Below are 19089 nucleotides of genomic sequence, written 5' to 3'. Positions count from 1 at the left end.
CTTAAAAAATTCCTAATAAAGAAATTAAAGCCTGACTCACTATTGAGCCAGACAAGCTAAAATTATATAACAGCGCGAGCTGAAATTATTGTATCTGCAACATTTTTAGAGGCTTCAGCGTACTTCACAAACTCCATAGAGTATGAGGCACGGCCCTGAGTTGCAGATCGTAAAGCAGTCGCATAACCAAACATTTCAGAAAGAGGAACTTGCGCATTAATTTGCTTAAGCCCACCTAATGCATCTTCCATGCCTTCGATTATGCCGCGACGACGGTTTAAGTCGCCAACTACATCACCCATATTTGAATCAGGAGTGAGTACTTCAACCTTCATTACTGGCTCTAAAAGTACAGGGTTAGCTTTAAGCGCCCCATCTCTCATTGCCAATGAACCTGCTATTTTAAATGCCATTTCATTCGAATCTACATCATGGAATGAACCATCATATAAAGTCGCTTTAACGCCAAGTAATGGGTAGCCTGCCAGTACACCCTGAGACATTTGCTCTTGGATACCTTTGTCTACCGCAGGGACGAACTCTTTAGGAACAGAACCACCTACGGTTTCGTTAACGAACTCGTAAATTGGTGACTCATCATCCGTAATATCCATCGGTTCAAGTTTAATCCAAACGTGTCCATATTGGCCACGACCACCTGACTGACGTATAAACTTCCCTTCAACTTTAACAGTTGAACGAATAGCTTCTCGGTATGAGACCTGCGGCTTACCAACGTTACATTCAACACTGAATTCACGTTTCATACGGTCGACGATGATATCTAGGTGAAGTTCACCCATGCCAGAGATTATAACCTGGCCTGATTCTTCGTCAGTTTGTACGCGAAAAGAAGGGTCTTCAGCAGCTAGTTTTCCTAGCGCGATACCCATCTTATCTTGGTCAGCTATAGTGCGAGGCTCAACCGCAATAGAGATTACTGGTTCAGGGAATTCCATACGCTCAAGCGTAATAATAGAATTCGGATCACACAGTGTTTCACCTGTTGTTACGTCTTTAAGACCAATAGCTGCCGCGATGTCGCCTGCGAAAACTTCTTTGATCTCTTCACGAGAGTTTGAATGCATCTGTACGATACGGCCAAGTCGCTCACGCTTACTTTTTACTGGATTATATACCGTGTCACCCTGTTTAACAGTACCAGAGTAAACACGGAAAAAGGTCAAGGTCCCAACAAACGGGTCTGTTGCAATCTTAAAAGCGAGTGCAGCAAACGGCGCTTTATCATTAGCCGGACGTTCTTCCTCAGTACCATTTTCTAAGATACCTTGGATTTGTTTCACTTGTTCTGGTGACGGCATATATTCAACAACGCCATCAAGCACAGCTTGAACGCCTTTGTTTTTAAATGCGCTACCACAAGTAACTGGAACAATCTCATTAGCTAATGTTCGTTGACGTAAAGCATTTTTAATTTCTGCTTCACTTAACTCTTCACCTTCTAAGTATTTATCCATTAGTTCTTCTGAGGCTTCAGCAGCGCTTTCAACTAAATGAGAGCGCCATTCTTCAGCCAATTCCAGAAGTTCTGCCGGTATTGCCTCATAAGAGAAAGTCATACCCTGGTCCGCTTCGTTCCAGTTAATCACTTTCATTTTTATAAGGTCAATAACACCTTTAAAGTCGTCCTCAGCGCCTACAGGCAACTGAATTGGAACAGGCGTTGCTCCAAGACGAGATTTCACCTGGCTAACCACAGCTAAGAAGTCAGCGCCCGTGCGATCCATTTTATTTACGAAGATCATTCTCGGAACTTCGTATTTGTTCGCTTGACGCCAAACTGTCTCAGTTTGCGGCTGTACACCAGACGAAGCACAAAGAACAACTACCGCACCATCTAGTACGCGTAAAGAACGCTCTACTTCGATAGTGAAATCTACGTGTCCTGGAGTATCAATAATATTGATACGATGGGCGTCAAATTGAGCATCCATCCCTTTCCAAAAACACGTTGTTGCAGCAGAAGTGATTGTGATACCACGCTCTTGTTCCTGCTCCATCCAATCCATAGTTGCAGCGCCATCATGTACTTCACCGATCTTATGAGAAAGACCCGTGTAGAACAGAACACGTTCTGTTGTGGTGGTTTTGCCTGCATCTACGTGAGCAACAATACCTATATTACGATAGCGCTCAAGTGGAGTTGTACGTGCCATATGATCCTCTTAAAGGTTAAAGACAGATTACCAACGGTAATGAGCGAATGCTTTATTCGCTTCAGCCATACGGTGAACGTCTTCACGTTTCTTAACCGCAGTGCCTTTATTATCAGAAGCGTCAACGATTTCTTGAGCTAAACGTAAGCCCATAGATTTTTCGCCACGCTTACGTGCAGCGTCTACTAACCAACGCATACCTAATGCGTTACGACGAACTGGACGTACTTCAACTGGTACTTGATAAGTTGAACCACCAACACGGCGAGATTTAACCTCTACCTGTGGGCGGATGTTATCAAGTGCAGTTTCAAAGATTTCTAGGTGCGACTTGCCTGATTTCTCAGCAGCCACGTCTAGCGCACCATAAACAATTTTTTCAGCAGTAGATTTCTTGCCGTCTAACATCACGATGTTAACGAATTTAGCAAGAAGTTCCGATCCGAACTTAGGATCTGGAAGAATTTTACGTTGACCGATTACGCGTCTTCTAGGCATTTTGTATCTCCGGTTTATTCAGGTTTGCTCTTTCGAGTCAATCACCCAAAACAATAATTATAAATATTTAGTGCTTGGCCTTACTAACGGGATACAATTACCCTTTAGGGCGTTTTGCACCGTATTTAGAACGAGCTTGACGACGATCGCTAACGCCTGCACAGTCAAGTGCACCACGAACAGTGTGAAAACGCACACCTGGTAAATCTTTAACACGACCACCACGGATTAGGATTACACTATGCTCTTGAAGGTTATGACCTTCACCGCCAATGTATGAAGTTACTTCGAAACCGTTAGTTAAACGTACACGTGCTACTTTACGTAACGCCGAGTTTGGTTTCTTAGGTGTAGTTGTATATACGCGAGTACATACACCGCGCTTTTGCGGACACGCTTTTAGTGCAGCTGAGTTACTTTTCGTAACCTTGCTACGGCGTGGCTTACGCACTAGCTGGTTAATAGTTGCCATTTAAATAGCTCCTGAAATTAAAATTACTACTGAAAAAAATAAAAAATCCGCCCTTTATTTACGAGCCTGCATTAAGCACACAAGTAAATGGGTGGCGGAATTTTAATGAGCAAAGTTTAACCTGTCAACCTAAACTAATCGTAAGACAGCATATAACTGCCTTACGATTACTTAATCTATTGATTAAGAACAGTTTATTGATTTCCAGACAAATCAGCATTTAGAGCGTCTGTAAGTGCTTGAGTTGCCTCTTCTGCACTTACTGTTTGCTCTTCTACGACTACTTTGCTTTGTTTACGGCGAGCCATACGTTCTTGATGATACGCAAAACCGGTACCGGCTGGGATCAAACGACCCACAATTACGTTTTCTTTAAGACCGCGAAGCTCATCGCTCTTACCATTCACTGCCGCATCTGTAAGAACACGTGTTGTCTCTTGGAAAGACGCTGCAGAGATGAAAGATTCTGTTGCTAGTGATGCTTTTGTGATACCCATTAATTGGATTTCAAACTTAGCTGGGATCTTACCTTGTTTTTCAAGGTCACGGTTTGCGATATTAACGCGCGCCACTTCGATTTGTTCACCAGCTAAGAAGTCAGTATCACCACCGTGTATAATGGTACATTTACGTAACATTTGACGGATAATTGTTTCAATGTGCTTGTCATTGATCTTAACGCCTTGCAAACGGTAAACCTCTTGCACTTCGTTAACGATGTAGTTAGCAACATGAGTCACACCACGTAAGCGTAAGATGTCATGTGGTGATTCAGGGCCATCGGCGATAACTTCACCTTTAGACACTTGCTCACCTTCAAACACGTTAAGTTGACGCCACTTGTGAATCATTTCTTCGTAATGATCACCTTCTGGTGGAGTAATAACTAAACGCTTCTTACCTTTAGTCTCTTTACCGAAGCTAATTGTACCAGTTACTTCAGCTAATATAGCTGGATCTTTTGGCTTACGAGCTTCAAATAAGTCGGCTACGCGTGGTAGACCACCCGTGATATCACGAGTTTTCGAACCTTCTTGCGGAATACGTGCTAACACGTCACCTGGGTTTGCTGTAACGCCGTCAATTACTTCAATCGTTGTGAATGAAGGAAGACGTGTTTCTTGCAAGCCGCGCTCTTCACTTTCGATGATAAGCTTTGGTTCTTTCGTATTTACTTTAGCAAGGTCTTTAACAACTACACGGGTTAAACCAGTTAGTTCATCAGTCTGTGCTTCAGTATTTGAGTCATCAATATCGCTGAACGATACTTTTGATTTATGCTCAAGAACGATTGGGTGACTATGCGGGTCCCAAGTAGCAACGATGTCGTTACCTTGAACTTCTGCATTATCTTTAACTGTTAATACCGCACCGTAAGGTACTTTATAACGCTCTTTCTCACGGCCATGACTATCGATGATAGTAATTTCCGTTGAACGCGAAGTAATAACAATCTTATCGTCTGTATTTAATACATATTTAGAGTTATGCAGTTTTAACGTACCGTTAGTTTTAACTTGTACATTATTTTCTGCAGACGCTCTAGATGCTGCACCACCGATGTGGAAGGTACGCATCGTAAGCTGTGTACCTGGCTCACCGATTGACTGTGCTGCGATAACACCTACTGATTCACCAGCGTTGATGATATGACCACGTGCTAGGTCACGACCGTAACAGTTAGCACAAACACCAAAGTCATTATCACAAGTGATAACAGAACGTACGCGAACTTCATCTACTGAATGCTCTTCTAAAAGATCACACAGTTTTTCGTCTAGCATGATATTACGTTCAACAAGCACTGTATTAGTACCTGGAATTACAATATCTTCAGCAACAACACGACCTAAAACACGTTCGCGAAGCGCTTCTACAACATCACCACCTTCAATAAGCGGTTTCATTGTTAAGCCATCTTCTGTGCCACAGTCATCTTCATTGATTACCAAATCTTGTGCAACGTCTACTAGACGACGCGTTAGGTAACCCGAGTTTGCTGTTTTAAGTGCTGTATCGGCAAGACCTTTACGCGCACCATGCGTTGAGATGAAGTACTGAAGTACGTTTAGACCTTCACGGAAGTTAGCTGTGATTGGAGTCTCGATGATTGAACCATCTGGACGTGCCATTAGACCACGCATACCCGCCAACTGACGAATCTGTGCAGCACTACCACGAGCACCTGAGTCGGCCATCATAAACACTGAGTTAAATGACGGTTGCTCTACTTCTTCACCCTTTGCATTGATAACTGTGTCTTTCGACAAGTTAGACATCATTTCACGTGATAAGTTTTCGTTAACACGTGACCAGATATCGATAACTTTGTTGTACTTTTCACCAGCCGTTACAAGACCTGATTGGAATTGTTGGTTGATTTCAGTAACTTCAGCTTCAGCTGATTCAATTATCTGTGCTTTAACCGGTGGGATAACTAAGTCATCAATACCGATAGAAACACCTGACTTCATTGCATAATGGAAACCGGTGTACATAACTTGGTCAGCAAACACAACAGTGTCTTTAAGGCCTAGACGACGGTAACACTCATTCAATAAGCTAGAAATCTGCTTTTTACCAAGCGGCTGATTGATTGACGCAAACGGCATACCAGTTGGTAAAATTAGAGACAAAATTGCACGACCGACAGTTGTATCGATAACAGTAATAGTATCTTCTACTACACCATCTTCGTTTTTAACTGATTGGCTAATACGTACTTTCACGATTGCGTGAAGGTCTGCATTGCCACTGCGGTATGCTTTTTCTGCTTCTTTTGGATCTTTAAATATCGCGCCTTCGCCTTTAGCGTTAATGCGGTCACGAGTCATGTAATAAAGACCCAATACAACATCCTGTGAAGGAACGATGATTGGCTCACCATTCGCAGGAGATAGAATGTTGTTTGTTGACATCATCAATGCACGAGCTTCAAGCTGCGCTTCGATTGTTAACGGTACGTGTACCGCCATTTGGTCACCATCGAAATCGGCGTTGTACGCCGCACATACTAATGGATGCAAATGAATCGCTTTACCTTCGATAAGCACAGGCTCAAACGCTTGGATACCCAAACGGTGAAGTGTTGGTGCACGGTTAAGTAATACCGGATGTTCACGAATTACTTCGTCAAGTACATCCCATACTTCCGGAACTTCACGTTCTACCATTTTCTTAGCTGCTTTGATCGTCGTAGCCATGCCGCGACGCTCTAGTTTGCCATAGATGAATGGTTTGAATAGCTCAAGTGCCATCTTCTTAGGAAGACCACATTGGTGAAGCTTAAGTGTAGGACCTACTGTAATTACAGAACGGCCTGAATAATCTACACGCTTACCAAGTAAGTTCTGACGGAAACGACCTTGCTTACCCTTGATCATATCAGCAAGAGATTTAAGAGGACGTTTGTTAGAACCTGTAATTGCACGACCACGACGACCGTTATCAAGTAGCGCATCTACCGCTTCTTGTAACATACGTTTTTCGTTGCGTACAATAATGTCTGGTGCTGCTAAATCTAGTAGACGTTTAAGACGGTTATTACGGTTAATAACACGACGGTAAAGGTCATTTAGATCAGATGTCGCAAAACGACCACCGTCTAATGGTACTAATGGACGTAGATCAGGTGGCAATACTGGAAGTACTGTCATGATCATCCACTCAGGGTTATTACCTGATTGGTGGAACGATTCCATTAACTTAAGACGTTTAGTGATTTTTTTACGCTTAGTTTCAGAGTTAATTGTTGGTAACTCTTCACGCATCTCAGCAATTAATTGAGCAAGATCAAGTTCACGAAGCAAGTCTAAAACTGCTTCAGCACCCATCTTCGCTTCAAACTCATCACCGTGCTCTTCTAGTGCATCTAGGTATTCTTCTTCACCTAATAGTTGACCACGCTCAAGCGTTGTCATACCAGGTTCAGTCACTACGAATGATTCGAAGTAAAGAACACGTTCAATATCACGAAGCGTCATATCTAGCATTAAGCCAATACGTGACGGTAATGATTTTAAAAACCATATATGTGCAACTGGGCTCGCAAGGTCAATATGACCCATACGATCGCGTCGCACTTTAGTTAGTGTAACTTCAACGCCACACTTCTCACAGATCACACCACGGTGTTTAAGGCGTTTATATTTACCACATAAACACTCATAATCTTTCACTGGGCCGAAAATACGGGCACAGAATAAGCCATCGCGCTCAGGCTTGAAAGTACGGTAGTTAATAGTCTCAGGTTTCTTTACTTCACCGTATGACCATGAACGAACCATGTCTGGTGAAGCAAGACCAATGCGAATTGCATCGAATTCTTCGGTCTTATTTTGTTGCTTCAGAAACTTAAGTAAGTCTTTCACCTTAGCTCTCCTGTCGGAGTTAATCTTGAGGACGGGTAATCTCGTCCCTACATTCTATTCAGCCGTAACAGATGCTGCAGCGTTAACTGCAGCACCTAATTGGCTTAATTTTCTTCCAACTCGATGTTGATACCCAGTGAGCGGATTTCTTTCAACAATACGTTGAACGATTCTGGCATACCTGGTTCCATTTTATGGTTACCATCAACGATGTTTTTATACATCTTAGTACGACCGTTCACGTCATCCGATTTCACTGTTAGCATTTCTTGTAGAGTGTAAGCAGCACCGTAAGCTTCAAGTGCCCATACTTCCATCTCACCAAAACGCTGGCCACCGAACTGTGCTTTACCACCCAGCGGCTGCTGAGTAACAAGGCTGTAAGAACCAGTAGAACGTGCGTGCATCTTATCATCAACCAAGTGGTTAAGTTTAAGCATGTACATGTAACCTACAGTTACTTGACGTTCAAACTGATCGCCAGTACGGCCATCATAAAGTGTAACCTGACCACTTCGAGGATATCCACCAAGCTCAAGCATGTCTTTGATTTCGCTTTCTTTCGCGCCATCAAATGCAGGAGTAGCAATTGGTAAACCACCTTTTAAGTTTTCAGCTAGACGACGAATTTCGTCATCAGTGAAGCTAGCAATATCTACTACTTGGCGAGATTCACCAATTTCGTAGGCTTGCTTGATGAATTCACGTAGCTCATGAAGCTCACGTTGCTCTTTCATCATTTCTTCAATACGTTCACCGATACCACGTGCAGCTAGACCCATATGTGTTTCAAGGATCTGACCGATGTTCATACGTGATGGTACACCTAGTGGATTCAATACGATATCTACCGTACGACCTTTATCATCGTAAGGCATATCTTCTACTGGTACGATAGTCGAGATAACACCTTTGTTACCATGACGACCCGCCATTTTATCACCTGGTTGAATACGACGTTTAACAGCAAGGTATACTTTAACAATCTTAAGTACGCCTGGTGCTAAGTCATCACCTTGGGTAATTTTACGACGTTTATTTTCAAACTTTTTATCGTATTCAGCTTTAAGCTCATCGTACTGTGCAGCTAGTTGCTCAAGTTCAGCCTGCTTGTCTTCTTGTGCAAGGCTTTGAGTAAGTAGTTTTTCAGCATTCAGTGACGTTAGTTTGTCTTCTTCGAAGCCTGCATCAACAAGTAACTTGCGAGCACGTCCTAAAACGCCAGCTTCTAAAATACGGAACTCTTCGTTGAAGTCTTTCTTCGCTTCGCGAAGCTGCATATCTTCAACTTCTAACGCACGTTTGTCTTTTTCAACACCATCACGGGTGAAGACTTGTACGTCAATTACAGTACCAGTTACAGAATTTGGTACACGTAAAGAGCTGTCTTTAACGTCAGACGCTTTTTCGCCGAAGATAGCTCGTAGAAGCTTCTCTTCAGGTGTCAGCTGTGTCTCGCCTTTAGGAGTCACTTTACCTACTAGAATATCGCCGCCTTTAACTTCAGCACCAATATAAACAACACCTGATTCATCAAGCTTGCCTAGTGCAGATTCACCCACGTTCGGGATATCTGCAGTGATCTCTTCAGGACCTAATTTAGTATCACGGGCAACACACTGTAGTTCTTGAATATGGATAGTCGTTAGACGATCTTCTTCAACTACGCGCTCTGATAGTAAGATTGAATCTTCGAAGTTATAACCGTTCCATGGCATGAATGCCACGCGAAGGTTTTGACCAAGGGCTAAGTCACCTAAGTCAGTCGAAGGACCATCTGCTAACACGTCACCACGAGTAACCGGTTCGCCAACCATACAAGTTGGTTTTTGGTTAATACATGTATTTTGGTTAGAACGTGTGTATTTGGTTAAGTTGTAAATGTCGATGCCCGCTTCGCCAGGAACGCGTTCTTCTTCATGTACGTTTACAACGATGCGACTTGCGTCAGCATACATTACTTCACCACCACGTTTTGCAACGATAGTAACACCAGAATCTTTCGCTAGTGTTAACTCAATACCTGTACCTACTAACGGCTTATCCGCTTTCAATGTTGGTACTGCTTGACGTTGCATGTTTGAACCCATCAATGCACGGTTAGCATCATCGTGTTCTAGGAACGGGATAAGTGCTGCCGCTACAGAGATCACCTGTTGTGGTGATACATCCATATATTGCTGATCCATACGACCCATAAAGGTAGATTCACCTTTGTGACGACATGGAATAAGTTCATCTACAAACTCATTGGTTTCAGTTAAGTTTGAATTCGCCTGTGCGATAACAAACTGACCTTCTTCAATGGCTGATAGGTAATCAACTTCATCAGTTACAACACCGTCTACCACTTTACGGTAAGGTGTTTCTAAGAAACCGTAGTCATTTGTACGTGCGTACGTAGACAATGAGTTAATTAGACCGATGTTTGGACCCTCAGGAGTCTCGATTGGACATACGCGACCATAGTGAGTTACGTGAACGTCACGTACTTCAAAGCCTGCACGTTCACGAGTTAGACCGCCCGGACCTAATGCAGAAATACGACGTTTGTGCGTAACTTCTGATAGTGGGTTATTTTGGTCCATAAACTGTGATAACTGAGACGAGCCGAAGAACTCTTTAACAGCAGCCGAAATAGGCTTAGCGTTAATAAGATCTTGTGGCATTATTGCGTCAAGGTCACCTAAGCTTAAACGCTCACGTACAGCACGCTCTACACGTACTAGACCAACACGGAATTGGTTCTCAGCCATTTCGCCAACACTACGTATACGACGGTTGCCTAAGTGATCGATATCATCAACATCGCCTTGACCGTTACGAATAGCAATTAATACTTTCATAACAGACACGATGTCTTCTTTGCTTAATGTGCCTGGGCCTGTGTCTGTATCGTAACCAACACGGCTATTGAACTTCATACGACCTACAGTAGATAAGTCATAACGTTCTTCAGAGAAGAATAAGTTCTGGAATAAGGCTTCAGCCGCGTCTTTCGTCGGTGGCTCGCCTGGGCGCATCATGCGATAAATTTCTACTAGTGCTTCTAAACGGCTGCTTGAAGAGTCAATATTCAATGTATTTGACATGTAAGCACCGCTGTCCACTTCATTGATATATAACGTATCAATTTTAGTGTAACCAGCTTTAACCAATTCAGCCATTAGCTCAAGAGTTAGTTCATCATTCGCGCTTGCTATAACTTCACCCGTTGACTCGTCAACGTAGTTTTTAGCTATAATACGGCCAATAATGTACTCATGAGGTACTTCTAGGCGGTTAATGCCTTTCTTCTCGATGCTCTTGATGTGGCGAGCCGTAACACGACGACCGCTTTCAACAAATACTTCACCGTCTTCGCTCTTGATATCAAAAGCGGCAGTTTCACCACGTAAACGTGAAGGCACAAGTTCCATAAGAACTTTACCGTCAGCTACTTCAAACGTCGTGTTGTCGAAGAAGATTTCTAGGATTTCTTCACTAGAGTACTCAAGTGCACGTAGGATGATAGACGCCGGTAATTTACGACGACGGTCAATACGTACATATAAGTTATCTTTTGCATCAAATTCGAAGTCTAACCATGAACCACGGTAAGGAATAACGCGTGCGTTATATAATACTTTACCTGATGAATGAGTTTTACCGCGGTCGTTATCAAAGAATACACCAGGGCTACGGTGTAGCTGAGAAACGATAACACGCTCTGTACCATTGATTACAAAGGTACCGGTATCGGTCATGAGCGGAATTTCGCCCATGTAAACTTCTTGCTCTTTAATGTCTTTAACTGTGCCTGGAGCTTCTTTGTCCATAACAACAAGACGCAGTTTCACGCGAAGTGGAGCAGAATAAGTCACACCGCGAATTTGACATTCTTTTACATCGAAAACTGGCTCACCAATACGATAACTTACGTATTGAAGCTCAGAATTTCCCGAGTAGCTTTTAATAGGGAACACAGAACGGAAGGCAGCTTCCAAACCATGATCGCCATCAGCGTCCGGCACTAAGAATTTTTTAAACGATTCTAACTGTGTAGACAGTAAAAAAGGTATATCCAAAACTTGTGGACGTTTACCAAAATCCTTACGGATACGTTTCTTTTCAGAATAAGAGTAAGCCATGGGGTTCCTCAGCTTGCTGATCTTTGACCCGACCTGTTCTTGTAAGAACAGACTTAACTGGCAGCTATGCCAAGATTTTTACAACATTTAACTGTTGTTCTAATTAGATCCCACTTTAACACTAGCAAACTATAAAGCGTTGAAAGTAAAGAAAAAATCAGATTTTATTTGAACTAAAAGAGTGGATCACTCTATAGCGCAAAAAGGCCGGTGATTAAATAATCACCAGCCCTTGCCTGATTTCTCAGGCAGCGAACTTAGCAAAAGCTAAATTACTTAACCTCAACTTCAGCACCAGCTTCAGTAAGATCTTTTGCAAGTGCTTCAGCTTCTTCTTTAGATACACCTTCTTTAACAGGTGTAGGAGCAGCTTCAACAAGAGCTTTCGCTTCTTTAAGGCCAAGGCCAGTTGCGCTACGAACAGCTTTGATTGCAGAAACCTTGTTAGCGCCAGCGCCAGTAAGGATTACGTCAAATTCTGTTTTCTCTTCAGCAGCTTCAGCAGCTGGACCAGCTACCATTGCAGCTGCAGCTGTTACGCCGAATTTTTCTTCCATTGCTTCGATAAGAGCAACAACGTCCATTACTGACATTTCAGCAATTGCGTCAAGGATTTGGTCTTTAGATACAGACATTACAAATTTCCTAATAATTAACGGACATTACGTCCAAATAAATTTTACACCGAAAGTGATTAAACAGCTTAAAACTAAGCAGCTTGCTCTTCTTTCTGTAGACGTACTGCTTCAATTGTTTTACACAATTTGCCAGCAGACGCTTCTTTCATAGCACTCATTAAGCGTGCAACAGCTTCATCGTATGTAGGTAATGTAGCAAGCATTGCTGCATTAACAACATTTCCTTCAAAAGCGGCCGTTTTTATCTCGAATTTCTCATTCTTTTTCGCGAAATCTGAAAAGATACGCGCAGCAGCACCTGGGTGCTCTGATGAGAAAGCGATTAAGCTTGGACCAACAAATGAATCAGAAAGACACTCAAAATCTGTTCCTTCAAGAGCACGTTTTGCTAAAGTGTTACGGACAACTTTCATCCAAACACCGTTTGCACGAGCTTCTTTACGAAGGGCAGTAATTGCGCCAACTGTTACACCACGAGAATCTGCAACAACTGCAGATAGAGCACCATTAGCTGCTTCGTTGACTTCAGCAACTATTGCTTTTTTGCCTTGAAGATTTAAAGCCATGGGTGTTACTCCTGGTTTAATGGGGATACCGATTATCGGATTCCCCTGTTTTACTCTTCCCTACCAAACAAAGTAGAGATGCTTTTTACGGCGAGAGCCAGAAGGATTAGGAAAAATCTATCTGGGGTCTACACCGTCTACGTAGGTGAATATTAAGGCCGAAGCCACCTACGATCTTGGACGGAAGCCCAATTTATCGTTAAACCCTAAGACTTAACGAAATTATGGACTTCAACCCGAATTTTTTACTTTGCCGACTAATAAATTAATCAACAAAATGGCGCGAAATTATAGTACAAATTTCACGCCATGTAAACACTAAATTAAGCTACAGTTGTAGTTAAAGTGCTTTGGTCAACAGAAACACCTGCGCCCATTGTTGTAGAGATAGTTACTTTTTTCAAGTAAACACCTTTAGCTTGAGAAGGCTTAGCCTTCTTAAGTGCAACAATTAGTGACTCAAGGTTTTGTTGAAGTTGCTCAGCTGTGAAATCAACCTTACCAATAGTAGTATGGATGATACCATTCTTGTCATTACGGTAACGTACTTGACCAGCTTTAGCATTTTTAACTGCTTCTGCAACGTTAGGCGTTACAGTACCAGTTTTAGGGTTTGGCATTAGACCACGTGGGCCTAAGATTTGACCTAGTTGACCAACAACACGCATAGCGTCTGGTGATGCAACAACAACGTCAAAGTTCATCTCGCCTTTTTTAACTAGCTCAGCAAGATCTTCCATGCCTACTAATTCAGCACCAGCTTCTTTCGCAGCTTCTGCGTTAGCGCCTTGTGTGAATACAGCAACACGAACGTCGCGACCAGTACCGTTAGGTAGTACAGTAGCACCACGAACGTTTTGATCAGATTTACGAGCATCGATACCAAGGTTAACGGCAACGTCAACACTTTCTACGAATTTAGCTGTCGCTAACTCTTTTAAAAGAGCAACTGCTTCATTGATTTCGTAATCTTTAGTTACTTCCACTTTTTCGCGGATAGTACGCATACGTTTAGTTAATTTAGCCATTTCTTAGTCCTCTACGTTCAAGCCCATCGCACGCGCAGAACCTGCGATAGTGCGAACCGCTGCGTCCATATCGGCAGCTGTAAGGTCAGTTCGTTTTGTCTCAACGATCTCTTCAAGTTGAGCACGAGTTACTGTGCCTACTTTATCAGTGTTAGGACGGCCTGAGCCTGACTTGATACCAGCAGCTTTCTTAAGTAAGTAAGCAGCAGGTGGCGTTTTCATGTCGAACGTAAATGAACGGTCACCGTAAACAGAGATCACTACAGGAACTGGAGCGCCTTTTTCGATAGACTCTGTACGTGCGTTAAACGCTTTACAGAATTCCATGATGTTTACACCGTGTTGACCTAGTGCAGGACCTACTGGAGGACTAGGATTAGCCATACCAGCGGCAACTTGTAGCTTGATTAGAGCTTCAACTTTTTTAGCCATTATAAATACCTCATTTGGTGGGTCTCAGCCTTGTGCGCGCGAGGACGCGTACTCTAACGGCTTCCCAGTTTAAAAATTGGTTTCGTACTTTTTGCACAGTAAAAATAAATTTTACCTTAATACAAAAAGGCCGCTGATTATAAGATAATCAGCGGCCTTTTTCAAGCTTCGTGCCAAAATTTAAAAAAATAGTGGCGAAGCTTTTTTAATCAATTACTTATCTTGTTCAACTTGACCAAATTCAAGCTCAACTGGCGTAGAACGACCAAAAATAAGTACAGATACTTTTACGCGGCTTTTTTCGTAGTCAACTTCTTCAACTACACCACTGAAGTCTGCAAATGGTCCATCTGTAACGCGTACAACTTCACCTGGTTCAAATAATGTAGCAGGTTTAGGTGCTTCAGCATTTTCTTGTAAACGATTAAGAATGCGTTCCGCTTCTTTAGGACTAATTGGAGCTGGACGATCAGACGTTCCACCAATAAAGCCCATTACGCGTTCAGTGCTGTTCACTAAGTGCCAGCTTGCGTCATTCATATCCATTTGTACTAATACATAACCTGGGAAGAATTTACGCTCAGACTTACGCTTTTGACCAGCACGCATCTCAACAACTTCTTCAGTTGGTACTAATATCTCACCAAAGCTCGCTTCAAGACCTTCAATTTTGATATGTTCAATTAACGTTTGTGCTACACGCTTTTCGTAACCAGAAAAAGCCTGTACTACGTACCAACGTAATTTAATTTCTTTGTTCTCGTTCTCATCCGACATGGGATCAGATCTCCAATCCAGTTAAAAAGCCAACAGCGCGGAATAAAATGCCATCTAATCCCCAAAGGATAAGTGCCATAATCACTGTTGCAACCATTACAATTAATGTCGTGTGGGTAGTTTCTTGGCGAGTTGGCCAAATAACTTTGCGTACTTCAATTCGAGCTTCTTTAGCGAAAGCAAGAAAGTTACGTCCCTTAAATGTTTGTGAGGCAATTGCTAATCCGGCCGCTATTGCAACAACAACGCCGATAGCACGTAGTAATACAGATTGATCTGCATACATATGATTACCAACAACTGCGCCTGCAAGTAGCGCGATTGCTACTAACCACTTTACTGACTCCATCGCACTTGATGGTGTTTCTACATTCGTGCTCATAATATTATTACCTTAACTACAGACACAACAACCCTACACTACGGCAGGGTTAATCCATTAAAATCTAAACTTAAAAACAGACTTAATTTAAACCGGTTTTTAATCTCAGACTACTCAATCACAAGTAAAACTGGCAGGGGCGGAGAGACTCGAACTCCCAACCATCGGTTTTGGAGACCGCTGTTCTACCAATTGGAACTACGCCCCTGCAAAGTGGATGCCTATTATACTTACGCAGTTCATTAACACAAGCCTAAAAGATACCCACAATGCAAAATCTCAACATTGCATTGAAAAATCAATCTTAACATTGATTAAAAAGCAGTTTATGATTGACCAGATACTCGGTTTTTACTTAGCCCACTAGGCTACAAAACTCGCGCCGCGACTAAATAGCCCCTAGATTGAACAAATTTCAATTCACAAAGGTCAACACGCCCTAAGGGATTCACAATAGATAGGAAGTCTGTGAAAGCAATTAAAACAATCATAAAATATAAAGTCATCAGCCTTTTATTATTATTTCATACTAGCTCGCTCGCCCTACCACTGTACTTAGATACATATACAAATGAACAAGGTTTATCTCAAAATTCAATCACCTGCAGTACCACTGATGAAAAGGGGTTTCATTGGTTTTCGACCCAAGGCGGCTTAAACCGATTCGATGGATATGAATTTAAACACTATAAATTCAATCCTTCACAATCGAGTATTTCGGGGAATTGGATTACAGACTGCCTGAATTTAGAAAACGGCCAACTTTGGTTTGCGACGACAAGCAACGGCCTCAACTTATTAAATACTGAAACAGGAAGTTTTAGTGTTTTTAACCAGTATTCAACCCCCTCTATTACAAACCAACGCATTTCAACAATAACCTATAACTCCCCAGAAACAATTTGGATTGGTCACGATAAAGGGCAACTTACTCGGTTAAATACAAAAACAGGTACTACCGAGTTATTTTCTTATCAGGGCAAAAATCAATTAAATGTTGTTTTTAAAGATATGCTTTTTGATGATAAAAAAAACCTTTGGTTAGCAAGTAATATTGGGCTTATTAAGTTCGATTCAAAAACAAATCAGTTCACATATATACCTAATAGCCCTAAACAGCTCTGGCAATTAAAAAAAGCACCAAACGGCAAATTTATTATAGGAGGCAAAACTGGTCTAAGTGTTTTTGACTTAAACACACTCGCATTTTATAACTTTGAGCAACTCAAAAATGTTTGGGTAACTGATGTGCTTATTGATGATGAAAAAAACCTATGGGTAAGCACTTATGGCCATGGTCTTTATTATCAAACTAAAGATATTTTATTAAGTAAACAGTTTCAGCAACTTACTTACTCTCCAAATTTAAAGCATGGCTTAGCTAACGACCACTTATTGTCACTTTACCAAGACCCTAAAGGGATTATTTGGATTGGTACAGATGGTTATGGGTTACATCGCTATGATAAAAGACAGATTCAGTTTGGTCATCAAAAGCATCAAAGCAATAACTCGGCTTCGATTTCGAATGACTTTGTAAGAGCAATACTCAAAGATAGTAACAACATACTCTGGGTGGGCACGCGCGACGGACTTAACAAACACACTGACACAGGATTTAAACACTATAAAGCAGATAAAAACCACAATATTGGCCTAACTAATAACAATATATTTAGTCTTTATGAAGATGCCAATAAGCGCATATGGGTAGGCACGTATGGAGGTGGTTTACTGCTTTATAACCCAGTTAATGATAGCTTTTCAGCTTTTACTATGCAAAGTCACCAACTCAGCAGTAACCGTATTTATGCAATCGAGGGCGACCATATTGGTAATTTGTGGCTGGGCAGTAATGAAGGATTAACGCGATTTAATCCCGATACATTGCAAGTTACACACTTTAAATACAGCGCAGATAAAAATAGCATCTCAAATAATACTGTTTTTAGTATTACTTATGACGGTGAGAACAACGCGATATGGGCTGGAACCCGCGTAGGATTAAATAAATTTTCTTTAAATGATGAAACTTTCACTCATTACCAAAGCGATCTTAAAAAGCCTAATAGTTTAACGCATGACATGGTTACATCCTTGCATTTACAAGATAAAAACACTTTATGGGTAGGTACTTTTGGCGGGCTAAATAAGTTAAATATCCAAACAAACAAAGTAATAAACATTACAGAGTTCGATGGCTTGCTTAACGATAATATTTTTGCAATTAAACAAGACAGCAGCGGTTACTTGTGGCTAAGCAGTAATCAGGGGTTAACCCGTTACGCTCCTCAAACTCAACAAATGCAGCATTTTTTACCCGCAAACGGTATACAGCACCATTCTTTTATTTTAGGCGCCGCTTTTCAAGCGAATGACGGCGAGCTATTTTTTGGTGGTATTAATGGTTTTAATCAATTTGATCCGTTAAAACTAACTCTAGCAACCAAACCTCCAGAACCCGTTATTACAGACTTACTTATTTATAACCAGTCAGTCGCGACGCAGCAATATATAAAAACCAATACTCAAGCGGCTAAGCTTATAAGCTATACAGACAGACTCTTTTTTAAAGAAGAAGATGGTGTTATCGGTTTTAAGTTTTCTGCTTTAAACAGTGCAGAGCCCCCTTCTCAATACCAATATGCTTACAAGTTAGCTGGATTAGATAAGCAGTTTTTATACGCAAACAAAAATCAGAGGCAAGTTAGCTATTCTCAACTTCCCGCAGGAAGCTATCACTTTATTGTAAAAGTTAAAGACCAATACGGCCAATGGAGTGATGATAAAACGATGGTTGCGCTTACTGTTACTCCACCCTGGTGGAAGAACAATGTTGCTTATGTCACTTACATCATTATCGTATTATTTATAATGTGGTTAATTATAACAGCAAGGTATAGAGCTAAAGTTGCAGAGCAAGCAAACTTAAAAGAGAGAGAACTTAGCAGCTTAAAAACCCAGCTATTAGATAACGTTAGCCATGAACTTAAAACACCATTGAGCTTAATATTAGCGCCACTTGATAGTTTACTAAAAAGTCATAAAGATTCAGACACCCAACAAAAACTAGCGATGATTCAACGTAATAGCCATAAGCTATTGGATCAAATAAACCAACTTTTACAGCTCAGTCAGCGCCCAAGCACTGCAGTGAAACACGTAACACCCTATGCTATAAATCCGGTAGTTGAACAATTAATCGAAGATTTCACTCCTTTATTTAAACAAAAAATATTACGTTCGAGTTTGAAGATTTAACGCAAAAAAATATTCTCATTGAATTAGAGCCAAATCATACAGTTTCTATTATCAGTAACTTATTAAGTAACGCCCAAAAATACACCCCGAACGGAGGTAAAGTATTACTTCAGCTATTAACTCAAAAACAAATATTAACCATCATAGTCTCAGACACTGGTGTTGGTATAGATAAAAAGCACCTCGAGGCAGTTTTCCAACGATTTACACGCATAGATACGAGTAATCAAAGCGGTAGCGGTATTGGCTTAGCACTTATAAAGCAGCTAGTTGAGCAATATGAAGGAACCATTGAACTTAAAAGTGAATTAAACAAAGGAAGTTGCTTCACTATTTCACTCCCAATAACTCAAGTAGA

The 19089-nt window shown here is 41.5% G+C and carries 12 protein-coding genes, 1 tRNA gene and 1 pseudogene; 2 read left to right on the top strand and 12 right to left on the bottom strand.

From position 1 onward, the window contains the following. Window positions 1-62 precede the first annotated feature (62 nt). The 12 genes from fusA to P20495_RS19445 all read right to left on the bottom strand — a co-directional run bounded on the left by fusA (window position 63) and on the right by P20495_RS19445 (window position 15678). A complete protein-coding gene (gene fusA / locus P20495_RS19390; RefSeq protein WP_008133459.1) occupies window positions 63-2177 on the bottom strand; it encodes an elongation factor G in 2115 nt (704 codons plus the stop codon). Window positions 2178-2204: 27 nt separating this feature from the next. Continuing rightward, the gene (gene rpsG, locus P20495_RS19395; RefSeq protein ID WP_010555004.1) at window positions 2205-2675 is read right to left on the bottom strand and encodes a 30S ribosomal protein S7; all 471 of its coding nucleotides are present in this window, start codon (window positions 2673-2675) and stop codon (window positions 2205-2207) included. A gap of 97 nt (window positions 2676-2772) precedes the next feature. Continuing rightward, entirely contained in the window at window positions 2773-3147 is a 375-nt protein-coding gene (gene rpsL, locus P20495_RS19400) for a 30S ribosomal protein S12 (protein ID WP_002958885.1), read from the bottom strand. 194 nt (window positions 3148-3341) lie between these two features. Continuing rightward, complete coding sequence (gene rpoC, locus P20495_RS19405; protein ID WP_008133458.1) at window positions 3342-7517, bottom strand: DNA-directed RNA polymerase subunit beta'; 4176 nt, start codon at window positions 7515-7517, stop codon at window positions 3342-3344. A gap of 104 nt (window positions 7518-7621) precedes the next feature. Beyond that, entirely contained in the window at window positions 7622-11647 is a 4026-nt protein-coding gene (gene rpoB / locus P20495_RS19410) for a DNA-directed RNA polymerase subunit beta (protein ID WP_007378453.1), read from the bottom strand. Between the two features lie 272 nt (window positions 11648-11919). Then, window positions 11920-12282, bottom strand: a complete 363-nt coding sequence (gene rplL, locus P20495_RS19415) for a 50S ribosomal protein L7/L12 (protein WP_002958882.1) — start codon at window positions 12280-12282, stop codon at window positions 11920-11922. A 74-nt stretch (window positions 12283-12356) separates the two neighbouring features. Then, entirely contained in the window at window positions 12357-12851 is a 495-nt protein-coding gene (gene rplJ, locus P20495_RS19420) for a 50S ribosomal protein L10 (RefSeq protein ID WP_007378452.1), read from the bottom strand. Between the two features lie 323 nt (window positions 12852-13174). Further along, window positions 13175-13879, bottom strand: a complete 705-nt coding sequence (gene rplA, locus P20495_RS19425) for a 50S ribosomal protein L1 (protein WP_007378451.1) — start codon at window positions 13877-13879, stop codon at window positions 13175-13177. A 3-nt stretch (window positions 13880-13882) separates the two neighbouring features. Then, window positions 13883-14311 carry a 50S ribosomal protein L11 gene (rplK, locus tag P20495_RS19430; protein ID WP_002958879.1) on the bottom strand — a complete coding sequence of 143 codons (429 nt, stop codon included), beginning with the start codon at window positions 14309-14311 and terminating at the stop codon, window positions 13883-13885. Between the two features lie 213 nt (window positions 14312-14524). Further along, complete coding sequence (nusG, locus tag P20495_RS19435) at window positions 14525-15088, bottom strand: transcription termination/antitermination protein NusG (protein ID WP_007378450.1); 564 nt, start codon at window positions 15086-15088, stop codon at window positions 14525-14527. 4 nt (window positions 15089-15092) lie between these two features. Then, entirely contained in the window at window positions 15093-15470 is a 378-nt protein-coding gene (gene secE / locus P20495_RS19440; RefSeq protein ID WP_002958877.1) for a preprotein translocase subunit SecE, read from the bottom strand. A gap of 131 nt (window positions 15471-15601) precedes the next feature. Further along, a tRNA-Trp gene (locus P20495_RS19445) sits at window positions 15602-15678 on the bottom strand. 260 nt (window positions 15679-15938) lie between these two features. Between P20495_RS19445 and P20495_RS19925 the strand changes: the two genes are divergently transcribed. Then, window positions 15939-18731: a two-component regulator propeller domain-containing protein gene (locus tag P20495_RS19925; protein WP_008133453.1), complete on the top strand. Its 2793-nt coding sequence runs from the start codon at window positions 15939-15941 to the stop codon at window positions 18729-18731. Next, window positions 18707-19021 (top strand): annotated as a pseudogene (locus P20495_RS22340) (sensor histidine kinase); the annotation flags it as partial. The gene P20495_RS19925 and the pseudogene P20495_RS22340, both read left to right, overlap by 25 nt. Window positions 19022-19089 lie beyond the last annotated feature (68 nt).

This window comes from Pseudoalteromonas sp. BSi20495, assembly GCF_000241185.1.
Classification (GTDB): Bacteria; Pseudomonadota; Gammaproteobacteria; order Enterobacterales; family Alteromonadaceae; genus Pseudoalteromonas; species Pseudoalteromonas fuliginea.
This window is presented reverse-complemented; position numbering and strand designations above follow the sequence as displayed.

Bases quoted from the DNA above. Each gene is read 5' to 3' on its own strand.
- fusA (WP_008133459.1), bottom strand. From the start codon at position 2,177: ATGGCACGTACAACTCCACTTGAGCGCTATCGTAATATAGGTATTGTT.
- rpsG (WP_010555004.1), bottom strand. From the start codon at position 2,675: ATGCCTAGAAGACGCGTAATCGGTCAACGTAAAATTCTTCCAGATCCT.
- rpsL (WP_002958885.1), bottom strand. From the start codon at position 3,147: ATGGCAACTATTAACCAGCTAGTGCGTAAGCCACGCCGTAGCAAGGTT.
- rpoB (WP_007378453.1), bottom strand. From the start codon at position 11,647: ATGGCTTACTCTTATTCTGAAAAGAAACGTATCCGTAAGGATTTTGGT.
- rplL (WP_002958882.1), bottom strand. From the start codon at position 12,282: ATGTCTGTATCTAAAGACCAAATCCTTGACGCAATTGCTGAAATGTCA.
- rplJ (WP_007378452.1), bottom strand. From the start codon at position 12,851: ATGGCTTTAAATCTTCAAGGCAAAAAAGCAATAGTTGCTGAAGTCAAC.
- rplA (WP_007378451.1), bottom strand. From the start codon at position 13,879: ATGGCTAAATTAACTAAACGTATGCGTACTATCCGCGAAAAAGTGGAA.
- rplK (WP_002958879.1), bottom strand. From the start codon at position 14,311: ATGGCTAAAAAAGTTGAAGCTCTAATCAAGCTACAAGTTGCCGCTGGT.
- nusG (WP_007378450.1), bottom strand. From the start codon at position 15,088: ATGTCGGATGAGAACGAGAACAAAGAAATTAAATTACGTTGGTACGTA.
- secE (WP_002958877.1), bottom strand. From the start codon at position 15,470: ATGAGCACGAATGTAGAAACACCATCAAGTGCGATGGAGTCAGTAAAG.